The organism is Cyanobium sp. BA20m-p-22 (assembly GCF_024346275.1).
GTDB lineage: Bacteria > Cyanobacteriota > Cyanobacteriia > PCC-6307 > Cyanobiaceae > Cyanobium_A.
The window spans coordinates 1-11,187 of the sequence record NZ_JAGQCQ010000093.1 but is presented as its reverse complement, the minus strand read 5'-3'; the positions used below and the strand labels follow the sequence as shown (position 1 = coordinate 11,187).

At 67.8% G+C, this 11,187-nt stretch carries 12 protein-coding genes and 1 pseudogene; 11 read left to right on the top strand and 2 right to left on the bottom strand.

Features of this window, described 5'->3' with window-relative positions; genetic code table 11:
* From KBZ15_RS09715 to KBZ15_RS09665, 10 genes and pseudogenes are all read left to right on the top strand, one after another.
* Nucleotides 1-484, top strand: a pseudogene (locus KBZ15_RS09715) (magnesium chelatase ATPase subunit I); the annotation flags it as partial.
* Nucleotides 484-957: a crossover junction endodeoxyribonuclease RuvC gene (gene ruvC, locus KBZ15_RS09710; protein ID WP_255015012.1), complete on the top strand. Its 474-nt coding sequence runs from the start codon at nucleotides 484-486 to the stop codon at nucleotides 955-957. The pseudogene KBZ15_RS09715 and the gene ruvC, both read left to right, overlap by 1 nt.
* Nucleotides 954-1,541: a 5-formyltetrahydrofolate cyclo-ligase gene (locus tag KBZ15_RS09705; protein WP_261357541.1), complete on the top strand. Its 588-nt coding sequence runs from the start codon at nucleotides 954-956 to the stop codon at nucleotides 1,539-1,541. Before ruvC ends, KBZ15_RS09705 begins: the two co-directional genes overlap by 4 nt.
* An 86-nt stretch (nucleotides 1,542-1,627) precedes the next feature.
* Nucleotides 1,628-1,834, top strand: coding sequence for a hypothetical protein (locus KBZ15_RS09695; RefSeq protein ID WP_255015011.1), 207 nt, complete (start codon nucleotides 1,628-1,630; stop codon nucleotides 1,832-1,834).
* Between the two features lie 7 nt (nucleotides 1,835-1,841).
* Nucleotides 1,842-2,342, top strand: coding sequence for a hypothetical protein (locus KBZ15_RS09690; RefSeq protein ID WP_255015009.1), 501 nt, complete (start codon nucleotides 1,842-1,844; stop codon nucleotides 2,340-2,342).
* Nucleotides 2,342-2,764, top strand: coding sequence for a SufE family protein (locus KBZ15_RS09685; protein WP_255015007.1), 423 nt, complete (start codon nucleotides 2,342-2,344; stop codon nucleotides 2,762-2,764). Before KBZ15_RS09690 ends, KBZ15_RS09685 begins: the two co-directional genes overlap by 1 nt.
* Nucleotides 2,765-2,842: 78 nt before the next feature.
* Complete coding sequence (locus tag KBZ15_RS09680; protein WP_255015005.1) at nucleotides 2,843-4,210, top strand: homoserine dehydrogenase; 1,368 nt, start codon at nucleotides 2,843-2,845, stop codon at nucleotides 4,208-4,210.
* Between the two features lie 130 nt (nucleotides 4,211-4,340).
* Complete coding sequence (locus KBZ15_RS09675) at nucleotides 4,341-4,571, top strand: hypothetical protein (RefSeq protein ID WP_255015003.1); 231 nt, start codon at nucleotides 4,341-4,343, stop codon at nucleotides 4,569-4,571.
* Nucleotides 4,572-4,611: 40 nt separating this feature from the next.
* Complete coding sequence (locus KBZ15_RS09670; RefSeq protein ID WP_315859870.1) at nucleotides 4,612-6,252, top strand: ABC transporter substrate-binding protein; 1,641 nt, start codon at nucleotides 4,612-4,614, stop codon at nucleotides 6,250-6,252.
* Entirely contained in the window at nucleotides 6,249-7,280 is a 1,032-nt protein-coding gene (locus KBZ15_RS09665; protein ID WP_255015001.1) for an ABC transporter permease, read from the top strand. The genes KBZ15_RS09670 and KBZ15_RS09665 overlap by 4 nt, the downstream gene beginning before the upstream one ends.
* A 2-nt stretch (nucleotides 7,281-7,282) precedes the next feature.
* Here KBZ15_RS09665 and KBZ15_RS09660 read toward each other — a convergent pair whose 3' ends face one another.
* Nucleotides 7,283-8,923 carry an alpha/beta hydrolase gene (locus KBZ15_RS09660; protein ID WP_255015000.1) on the bottom strand — a complete coding sequence of 547 codons (1,641 nt, stop codon included), beginning with the start codon at nucleotides 8,921-8,923 and terminating at the stop codon, nucleotides 7,283-7,285.
* 65 nt (nucleotides 8,924-8,988) lie between these two features.
* On the opposite strand from KBZ15_RS09660, the gene KBZ15_RS09655 reads away from it, so the two are divergent.
* Nucleotides 8,989-10,227: an MFS transporter gene (locus KBZ15_RS09655; protein ID WP_255014998.1), complete on the top strand. Its 1,239-nt coding sequence runs from the start codon at nucleotides 8,989-8,991 to the stop codon at nucleotides 10,225-10,227.
* On the opposite strand, the gene KBZ15_RS09650 is transcribed toward KBZ15_RS09655, so the two are convergent.
* The gene (locus KBZ15_RS09650; protein WP_255014997.1) at nucleotides 10,199-10,414 is read right to left on the bottom strand and encodes a hypothetical protein; all 216 of its coding nucleotides are present in this window, start codon (nucleotides 10,412-10,414) and stop codon (nucleotides 10,199-10,201) included. The genes KBZ15_RS09655 and KBZ15_RS09650 overlap by 29 nt on opposite strands.
* Nucleotides 10,415-11,187 lie beyond the last annotated feature (773 nt).

Here is an 11,187-nt window from a genome sequence, read left to right as displayed (position 1 = left end):
CGATCGCTTCGGCATGAGCGTGGAGGTGCGCACCGTGCGCGATCCGGAGCTGCGGGTGCAGGTGGTGGATCAGCGCACCGCCTTCGACAGCGATCCAGACGGCTTCAGTGAGGCCGCTGCGACCAGCCAGGACGCCCTGCAGGAGCGGGTGGTGGCGGCCCAACAACTGCTCAATCAGGTGCAGCTCGACGACGACCTGCGGCTGCGGATCAGCGCCGTCTGCGGCGAGCTGGATGTGGATGGCCTGCGCGGCGACATCGTCACCAACCGCGCCGCCCGGGCCCTGGCGGCCTTCGAGGGGCGCACTGAGGTGGACGAGAACGACGTGGCCCGGGTGGTGGCCTGCTGCCTGCGCCACCGCCTGCGCAAGGACCCTCTGGAGACGATCGACACAGGCGACCGGGTGGTAAAGGTGTTCTGCAAGGTGTTCGAGCGGCCCGACTCCGCCGACCGCAGCGCCTTCGAGCTGGCCCTGGCGGCCTAGTGCGCATCCTCGGCATCGATCCCGGCCTGGCCCGCGTTGGCTATGGGGTGATCGAGGTGGAGGAGCAGCGCGGCGGCGCCCAGCACCTGCTCGACTGCGGCATCATCCGCACCGAACCTGGCCGCAGCGAGGGCGAGCGGATGGTGGAGATCGCCCGCGACCTGCGGGTACTGATCCGCACCTGGAAGCCCCAGCTGGCGGTGGTGGAGAAGTTTTTCTTCTACCGCTCCAGCACCACGATCTCGGTGGTCCAGGCCCGGGGCGTGCTGATGATGACCCTGGCCCGCTTTGGCGTGGCGGTGGTGGAGTTTCCGCCGATGCAGATCAAGCAGGCCCTAACCGGCCATGGCCACGCCCAGAAAGATGAGGTGCTCGAAGCGGTGATGCGGGAGCTCAACCTCGACACCCCGCCCCGCCCCGACGACGCCGCTGATGCCCTGGCGGCGGCCCTGACGGGCTGGTTCCAGCGATGAGCGCCAGCGGCGGAGCCACCAAGGCGAGCCTGCGCCGCCACTTCCGGGCCCTGCGCCAGGGGTTGGTGGAAAGAGCCCAACCAGCCATTGAGGCCCAAGCCCAGAAGCAGGTGACAGACCTGCTGGCCGATGGCCGCCTACTTGGCCTCTACTGCCCCCTGCCCGGCGAAATCAACCTGCTCTCGCTGCAAAACCTGCTGCCTGGCCGACTGGCCCTGCCTGCGATCACGGCAGACCCGCGGGATCCAAGTGCCCGGTTGGTCTACCGGCCCTGGCGGGCAGGTGATCCCCTAGGGCCAGATGGCTGCGGCATCCCGGCACCGCTGGCCGGTGCTGGGGAGCTGCCAGCCCAGGCGCTGGGGCTGCTGCTGGTTCCAGCCCTGGCCTGCGACGCCTCTGGAATCCGCCTGGGCTATGGCGGTGGCTGGTATGACCGGTTGCGGGCCGACCCGGCCTGGGCCCAGGTGCCGGCAGTGGCGGTGCTGCCGCGGGGCTGCCGGGTGGAGCGCCTGCCCCGCGATCCCTGGGATGTGCCCCTCCAGGGCTGGCTGGATGAGGACGGCCTGGCCTGGCTGGACTGGTGAATGGGAAGAGTTGTTGACAAAGGCTTTACGGGGGCCGCAGTCGACTTCGCTCCTTGCCAAGATCAATTCACCGAACTGTCCCTGATTTGGACCTGTCTGCCTCCCGCTTCGCAGCCAACACCTTTTCAGCCAAATCCTCTGCAGCTAAACCCGTCTCGGCCCCGGAGCAGGTGCTGGCCGCCGAACTTCAGAATCGCGGCCAGAGCAACGACGCCCTCTCGATGATGGTGAGCTCGATGGTGCGGATGGTCCAGGCGGGCAAAAGTAGCGATAGTCGTTGGCAAGCCTCCTGATCCCGTGATGCGCCTGCGCCTCCTGCCAGCCTTGCTGTTCCTGGGCGTCGCGGCTGCGGCCCTGAGCCAGGCACCTGCCCTGGGCCATTCAATCGAAAGCAGCTTGGAGCGGGTCAGCAGCCTCACCGACCAACTGGTGCTCGAGAGCCGTTTCGGCAATGGCCAGCCCGCCGCCGATGCGGTGGTGCGCCTGATCTCGCCTGGCGGTCAGCCGATTGAGCTGGGCCGCACCGACGCCCTTGGTCAGCTCCGCTTCCAGGTGCCCCAGGACGCCACCGCCCACTGGGAGGTGCAGGTAGACCAGGGACCCGGTCACCGCGATTACCTGGAGCTGCCTGGCAAGGTTCACTCAGGCCGGGCTCCGGCGGGCAAGCCCGGCAGCCAGCCCCTGCAGCCGCTCTCCGATGGCCTGGGTGTGGGCCTGGGTCTCCTGGGCCTCAGCACCATCGGTGGGCTGATGGCCTGGCGTCAACGGCACCGGCCAGATCACCGGCCAGATCGCAACTGATGGCCGACCCCACGGGCAGTCCCGCCCTGGACCACATCGTTGAACGCCTGGCCGGCACCGCGGACCCCAGGCGCCGCTACGAATATGTGCTCTGGCTGGCCAAGAAGCTCGCCCCCCTACCTGAGGAGTTCCGCAACGAAGCATTCAAGGTGAAGGGCTGCGTCTCCCAGGTGTTTGTAGTCGGGGAGCTGGTCAACGGCACCCTTCATTGGCGCGGCGATTCAGACGCCGCCATCACCAAGGGGCTGCTGGCCCTGCTGATCGAAGGGCTGGAGGGGCTGACGCCGCAGCAAGCAGCAGGAATCGATCCGGCCTTCATCGCCGCCACCGGCCTGCAGACCAGCCTGACGCCGTCGCGGGCAAACGGCTTCCTCAACATCCTGCTGAAGATGCAGGCCCAGGCCCAATGCCTGGCGGCTTGACACAGCGGGCTGACTCCGCGGATTGACACCCTCAGTGCAACGGATTTCTAGGATCGCCGTTCCCCAATCCCCCAGCGCATGACCATCGGCATCGGCTTGCTCGGGCTCGGCACGGTGGGGGCAGGCGTGGCGGCCATCCTGGCGAGCCCGGAGGGGCGCCATCCGCTGGTGGCCGAGCTGGCCCTGCGCCGGGTGGCGGTGCGCGACCTGGCCCGCCCACGGCCGGTGGCGCTGGCGAGCGACCTGCTGACCACAGATCCCAGGGCAGTGATCGAAGACCCTGCCGTCGAGATCGTGGTGGAGGTGATGGGCGGCCTGGAGCCTGCCCGCTCCCTGATCCTGCAGGCGATCGCTGCCGGCAAGCCGGTGGTGACCGCAAACAAGGCGGTGATCGCCCGTTACGGCGAGGAGATCGCCGCGGCCGCCGCCGCCCATGGCGTGTACGTGTTGATCGAGGCCGCCGTGGGCGGGGGCATTCCAATCATCGAACCGCTCAAGCAATCCCTTGGAGCAAACCGCATCCAGCGGGTCAGCGGCATCATCAACGGCACCACCAACTACATTCTCAGCCGCATGGCGGCCGAGGGAGCGGCCTACGCCGACGTGCTGGCCGATGCCCAGCGGCTGGGCTACGCGGAAGCCGATCCCGCAGCTGATGTGCAGGGGGGGGATGCGGCCGACAAGATCGCCATCCTGGCCGGCCTGGCCTACGGCGGCAGCGTGCCCCGGGACGCCATCCCCACCGAGGGCATCGACCAGCTCGACGCCCGCGATGTGGCCTATGCGGCCCAGCTGGGCTTTGTGGTGAAGCTGCTGGCAGTCGCCGAGGCTATGCCTAATGAAGTGGCTTTGCCCAGCGCTGGTGGGCAGGCCGAGCAGCTGCTCGATGTGCGGGTCCATGCCACCTTGCTGCCCAAGGCCCATCCCCTGGCCGGGGTGAATGGCGTCAACAACGCAATCCTGGTGGAAGGGGATCCGGTCGGTGAAGTGATGTTTTACGGGCCTGGAGCCGGGGCCGGGCCGACGGCATCGGCCGTCGTGGCCGACATCCTCAACATCGCCGGCATCCGCCAGGTGATCCACCAGATGGGCAACCAGTTGGGAAACAAGATGGGCAGTGGCGGCCAAGCCCCCCTCGATCCGCTGCTGGCGGCCGGCAGCTGGCGCCCCTGCCGCCTGGTGGACAGCGCCATCACAAAACATCGCAACTACGTGCGGCTGCGCACCGGCGACCAGGCGGGTGTGATCGGCAAGATCGGCACCTGCTTCGGAGAGGCGGGGGTATCGATCCAGTCGATCGTGCAGTTCGAAACCCAGAGCGCCGGCGACGCCGAAATCGTGGTGATCACCCACGAGGTGTGCGAAGCCAACTTCCGCCAGGCCTTAGCCAGGATTACCGCCCTCAGCGACGTCCACGCCGTGGCCGCCTGTCTCCGCACCCTCTAGGCCTGGCCGTGGTCAGGTCTGCAAATCGCCACCTGCCCTGGCCAGCGAGGCCCGCGGCAAGCCACAGTGGCCCCATCAATCGAAAGCAATCCTTAAGCTTCTCCGCTGGTTCGATCCGTAAACGTCTTTTATGACCAGTACCACTTTTATGACCACTACCACCTGCTCCCCCAACTCGGCCGACCTTCACCAAGGAGCCTGCGTCCAGCTGGGCAGTGATGAGCAGCTCTATCAAGTGATCGGCATCGACCACCACCACGACCGCTGCTGGCTGCGCCGCTGGCCCCTGACCCGCCAGGGCTCGGAAGTCTTTGAAATTTCACTGCAGAACGTCAGCCTGGCCGCGCCCCATCGCTCTTAAATGGCCTCTACTTGAATGGCCCCTATCTGACCGTCGCCCCTTGCCCCGCGCCCTGCGGCTGATTCAGTGGCTGATCCAGTCGCCTATCAAAAAAAACCTGGCCCAGCCTCTCCCCCTGGCCCTGTTGATTGGCAGCCTGGGGCTGGGGCTTCTCCTTTCCAGCTGTAGGGCACCCCGGCCCAGCCATGAGGGGATCAAGCGCCTGGTGGTTGCCAGCAAAAACCGGGTCGACACTGTCGATCCAGCCGGTGGCTACACCTTCGGAGCCATGCAGCTTTTGAGCGCGATCGGCGATCCGCTCTATGCCATCAATGCCCGCGGCCAGCTGGAGCCGCGCCTGGCGCTAGCCCCGCCCCAAGTCAGTGCCGATGGCCTGACGGCCAGGGTGGAGCTGCGCCAGGGCGTGCGCTTCCACGACGGCACGCCCTTCAACGCTGCGGCCATGGTGTTCACCCTGGAGCGCTTCCTGGCGATCGGCAAGCTCAGTTATCTGCTGGGGGATCGGGTGAGCGGGGTGCGGGCCGTGGGGCCCTACACGCTCGAGCTGACCCTCAACCGCCCCTTCAGCGCCCTGGCAGAGCTGCTCAGCGCCGTCAACCTCACGCCCCTCTCGCCCAGCGCCTACCGCAATCACCGCAAGAGCTTCCTCAACGACCGCTTCGTCGGCACGGGGCCCTACCGGCTCAGCTTCTTCACCAACCAGCAGCAGCGGCTGGAACCCTTCGCCGGCTACTGGGGGGCCAGAGCCGCCAACGGCGGCATCGACCTGGTGTCCCTCAGTAATTCCACCGCCCTGTTCGGCGCCCTGCAGAGCGGCGAGGTGGACGTGTTGCTCTCCACCAGCCTGGAGATCGACCAGCAGGCGGCCCTGCGCCGCAGCGCCACGGCAGGCAAGCTGCAGGAGGGCAGCGGGCCAGCCCTGGAGATCGGCTATCTCACCCTGCTCACCGATCAGCCGCCCCTCAACGATCCCCGGCTGCGCCAGGCCGTGGCCTACAGCCTCGATCGGGCCACCATCAGCCGCCGGGTCACCCTGGGCCTGCGACCGCCGCTGCGGGATCTGGTGCCCCCCAGCCTCAAGGGCTCCGACCCCACCGCCTGGCCCAGCTACAGCCCGACCCGGGCCCGCGCCCTCTACCGCCAGGCCGGCTACTGCCAGGGCAAGCGGCTCAGCCTGCCGCTCACCTTCCGCTCCAACATTCCCGCCGATCGGATGTTTGCCCTGACCTGGCAGGCCCAGCTGCGCCAAGATCTGGGCGACTGCGTCGAGCTCGAGGTGACCGGCATGGAGGCCACCACCGCCTACCGCCAGCTGGGGGAGGGAGCCTTCCCGCTGATCCTGTTGGAGTGGATGGGCGACTTCCCCGATGCCGACAACTACCTGGTGCCCCTACTGGGCTGTGAGGAGGCCCGCGGTGAGCGCTGTCTCAAGGGGGCCAGCTCCGCCAGTGGCAGTTTCTGGGCCAAACCAGGGCTACAGCAGGAGCTGGAGCGCAGCGCCTCCCTGACCGGCCCCGCCCGGGCCACCCAGCTGCGTCGCATCCAGCGCCAAACCGCCGCTGCCAACCCCTACCTGCCGGTATGGCTGGTGGCACCCAGGGCCTGGGCCCAGCGGAATGTCAGCCAGCCCCGTTTCGACGGCTCCGGCCGGCTGCTGCTGCAGGAGCTCAACAAGCCATGAGCCGCCGTCGCGCCCTGCTGCGCTATCTGGCCGCCCGGCTTGCCCTGGCGCCGCTGATGCTCTGGCTGATCGCCAGCTTGGTTTTCCTGCTGCTGCGGCTGGCTCCGGGCGATCCGATCGATGCCCTACTCGGCACCCGCGCCCCCGAGAGTGCCCGGGCCGCCCTGCGGGCCCAACTTGGGCTGGATCAGCCCCTACTGCAGCAGTACGGCGCCTTCCTCGGCAAGCTGCTACATGGCGATCTGGGGGCCTCGCTCACCAATCAGGAGCCGGTGACGGCGGTGATCCAGCAGAGCTTGCCGGCCTCCCTGGAGCTGGGGGTGGTGGCATTGCTGCTAGCCGCCGTGGTCGGGCTGGCGGTGGGCTTCTCCGGCATCGCCCGGCCCGAGGGCCGCCTCGATCTGGCGGGCAGGCTCTATGGCATCGGCACCTATGCCCTGCCACCATTCTGGGCGGCGATGGTGGTGCAGCTGGTGTTTGCGGTGTGGCTGGGCTGGCTGCCGGTGGGGGGCCGCTTCCCGCCCACCCTGCTGCCACCGGAAGGCAGCGGCTTCTACCTATTTGACAGCCTGCGCTCTGGGCTGGCCACGGGCCAATGGCAGCTGCTGGCGGGCAGTGTGCGGCACCTGGTGCTGCCGGCGGCAACCCTGGGCCTGCTGCTGAGCGGCATCTTCGCCAATGCTTTGCGGCTCAACCTGCGCCGCACCCTGGGCTCCGACTATGTGGAGGCGGCCCGCAGCCGCGGCCTGGGCGAAGCCCGGGTGGTGGTGCGTCATGCCCTGCCCAACGCCCTGCTGCCGGTGCTGACAATCACGGGCATCACGGTGGCATCGCTGATCGGCGGCGCCCTGCTGATCGAGGTCACCTACTCCTGGCCAGGCATCGCCTTCCGGCTGCAGGAAGCGATCAGCCAGCGCGACTACCCATTGGTGCAGGGGATTGTCGTGGTGGTGGCTGGCCTGGTGGTGCTGGTGACGGTGGTGGTGGACCTGGTGGTGGCCCTACTGGATCCCCGCATCAGCTTCTGAGCTCAGGGCTCCGGAATCCGCTGTCTCCAACGGCGGGCCTGGCCGCCGTCGAGCACGTAGGCCTGCACTCCCTCCTGCTCCCGGAGCTGGGGGGAAAGCAAGCTGGGCTGCTCCATACCCTGGAGAAATTCAGTGGTGAGGTTGAGCAAAAGGGCCTGCACCTTGAGCGGCGCGATGCCCACCAGCTCCTCTCCCAGTTGAAACAGGGCCTCGCCCCGGCTTTCAATCCGCACTGGCGAAAAATGGCTAGCTCCCTCCACCAACACCAGCCGGCTGCGGGGGTGGCGGGCCCGGGCGAACACCGCCAACTGCTCCTGAACAGGGGGGGTAACCAGATCAAGGCTGCCTCCCACCAGCAGCACCGGCACATTGAGATCCTGCAGGCCCCGGTACGGCCAGAGCAGGCTGCCGAAACCATTGAAAGCCACCACCCCCAGCAGCGGGGTGGGCTGGGAAACCTGCGCGAGCCCCGGTGCGGCGCTGGCGGCCCCATCCCCGATGATCCCGGGCAGCTGGCACTGCATCAGCCGCGAGAGGTTGGCGAGCGGCAACGAAACCATGGCCAGCTCACAGCGCCGGGCCAAACCCCGCTCCGGCACCAGCCCAGCAGCCATCAGCGCCGTCAAACCCCCAAGGGAATGACCGAGCAGCACCACCCCCTGCTCGCCGGCCGGTGACGGACCAAAGGAAGGCAAGTGACCCTCCCGCTGGGCCTCGAGCACGGCCTGTAGGTCTGCGAGGCGCTGGGGCAGGGCTTCGGCTCCCGGTGGCGGCGCATCCCCCAGCAGGGAGGCCTGCAGTGCCTGCTGGTCGCTGCCGGGATGTTCCAGCACCACCGCCGGCCAGCCGCGATCGGCCAGGGCTGACGCCAGCCAGCTGAGCTGGTCGGAGCTGCCGCCGAGGCCGGGCATCAGCAGCAACCAGGGGCCCCGGCGGGGCTGCTGGGCTGGCCAGATCTCAATCGGCAGGGGCGTGGCCCGGTGGGGCACGGTCAACAGCAGGCGCTTGGGCAGGCGGCTAAGGGAGCCCGTAAAGGCCAGGGGCCTGGAACTGCGCCGCGGCAAACCCAGTTGGCGCAGCTGGGCAAGGGCGCCACTCTGACGCTGGAGCTGGCTGCGCCATTGGCTTGCCAGCTCCAGCGCCCCGTCGATGCGCAAGGTGACACTGGCCACGGGCAGGGAGCGCAACAGCTCCAGGGTGGACACCCTGCCCTGGCTTTGCAGCAGCTGGCGCAGGCTGGCCATCAGCAACGGGGCCGTGCTGGGCCCCTGGCCCTTGCCGGCGGGGACGGTAACGGTGAGCAGCCCTCCGGCTTCCTTGAGCATCTGCTCCCCGGTCCAGCTGTTGAGCAGCTGTTGGCCAAAGCTGCGGTTCTGCAACAGGGGGGCCTGCAGCAGCCGGATCAGGTCACGACGGCTCTGGGGCTGGAGCAGGTTGAGCCACACCCCTAGATCCCCAGCCCCGCCCCCGGGACGGGTGGACTGCTTCGGCTGGCGGGCGAAGGCCTCCAGCTCCACCAGATCAATCGGCAACTCGAGCCCGTCAAGCTGGAGGCGCAACTCATCGGCAGCCTGGGCCGGCAGGGGAGCCAGCAGACTCGCGATCCCACCGAGGGCCAGGGCAGCGAAGGGACGCAGAAACAAGACCGGAAGTGGAACCAGGGGCAAGGACACCCGCCAGACTGGCACCCTGCCGTGAATTGCCCTGCTTGAGCAAACTCCACCGCATCCGTCCAAGCGGATGGCTGGATCAGTTCCCGGCAGCCCTGCGCCACGTCTGCCTGGTTCGGCTGGTGGCCTCGGTGGGGGCAGGCGGGGTTCTCTACCTGACCCCGATCGTGTTCCACCAGGAAGCCTTCAGCGCCCAGGCGGTGACCCAGGGGCTGGCGCTGGCGGCCCTGGCCGGCACGTTGGGGCGCTTGCTGAGCGGCGCGCTGGTGGATCGGGGGCTGGCCTGCTCGATCCCGGTGCTGCTGGCCGCAGTCGCCATAGTGCACGGTGACCTGCGGCTGGCGGGCACCAGCAGCTTCGCTGGCTATGTCCAGGGACAACTGCTGCTGGGCGTAGCCGCAGGCCTCTACTGGCCGGCGATCGAGCTGGCAGTGCCACTGGGCTGCAGCTCGGGTACAGCGCCGATCCCCTCGGCCCGGGGCTATGCCCTGGCGCGCAGCGCCGATGCGGCAGGCATCGCCACGGGCGCCCTGGTGGGAGCCCTGCTGGCGGCGGCGGGGCGGCTGCGGGGGATCTACCTGGTCGACAGCATCAGCGCCCTGGTGCTCGTGGTGCTGCTGCTGCGCCAGCCCCTGCCCAACCCGGAGCCGTCCGCTACCGCCGCCGCCGCCAAGACTCCCTGGCGCCACTGGTTACCACCCCTGCTGCCGGTGCTGGCGATCAGCCTGCTGGCCACCTCCCTACCGGTATTGATGCAGAGCGCCCTGCCTTTGGATCTGGTGCGGGGCGGGCTGGAGCGGGCGGCCATGCCCGAGAGCCTCGGCGCCCTGCTGGTAGGCAGCCAGCTGGGGCTGCTGGTGTTGATCCAGTGGCCTGTGGGACAAGCCCTGGCCCGCAGGCCAATCGCCCAAGGCCTCGGGCTCAGCCTGGCCTGTTTTGCCGCCGGCACCGTGCTGCTGGCTTTCTCGGCCCTCACCCGCCAGGGCCTGTGGCTGGTGTTGTTGGCCCAGCTGCCCCTGGCCCTGGGGGCAGCGGCATTTCTGCCGATCGCCACCGAGGCGGTGATCGAACTGAGCCCGCCTGAACATCGGGGCCTGGCCATGGCCCTCTTTTCCCAGTGCTTTGCCCTGAGCGCCCTAGCTGCACCGCTGCTGGCGGGGCTGGCCCTCGACGCCCAGCGCCACGCCGGCGGCTTCTGGATAGGGATGACCCTGCTGTGCCTGGCGGGGCTCAACCTGGTGAGACGACTTAAACCGCGGCAGGCGGCTCAGGCTTAGGGGCCTGGCTGGCCACCCAGGCCTCATGGGGCAGGGGCTCGGTGCCGTACTCCCAATCGTCGTAGTCGGGATCGTTGCGGATTTTCTGGTGAAGCTCCTTCTGCACTTCGAAGTCGTGGAGAGAGTCCGCTGATGAGTGGGTGGGTGAGTTGGGCTGGGCTGGTTTTTGCTGGGCCGGATCGGTCACGGGTCAAGGGGGCACGCTGGGGCCATTCTGAGCCCCCGCCCCCTGCCCCCGGCCAAAGGATCAGGCAAATCCGCCGTGTTCCCCCAGCAGGGAAATCCCAACTCGAACTCGCTGATTGCTGGGCGATGCGGGCGAGCAGGGTTGTGCCGGCGATGTTCATAGATCTGTACAGGCTGTACAGATTCCTGAGCAGTTGCAGTGTGGAAGCTCGGGGTCAGCTAATCAGATCAGCGAGCTGGTCGGAACTGGCTCAGTTTTCAATATCGCTTGACATCCGGTTTACTGGAGCTCAAGGCCACAAACAGCACTGCTCTTAGCGGCTCGTTCCAAGCAGCCTCACGAGCATGTGACGTTACTGATCTTGTCGGCCAGAAAATATGGCGAGAACGCGAATCTGGGCCGCTTCTGCGCAGATCTGAAACCAATAGATCGCCTGACCAAGGGCGAGATGCCGCAGGCCTGGCAAGAGGTCGTCGCGGACGCCCCCCGCATTGGGGCCACAGCCAGTTGTTCCGCGTGGGCAATCATGGCGTCAACTCGAGCTGCCGCGTGGTGGGCAGCTTGGTCAGCGGGGTCTCCAAAGTCTTGATAGGCCTTAGTGAGAAATGGCTCGATGAGGGCGAGATCGCATTCGGCAGCGGCGGCGAAGGCCGCGTCCCTTTGCGTGGTGTAAAACCCGAGGCCCGAATACCCTGATCAGAGGGTGAACAGGGTGGAATGACGGGCTGTCATTCCGGAGGCGCAGATGCACCTCGCTTTACCACGTTGAATCA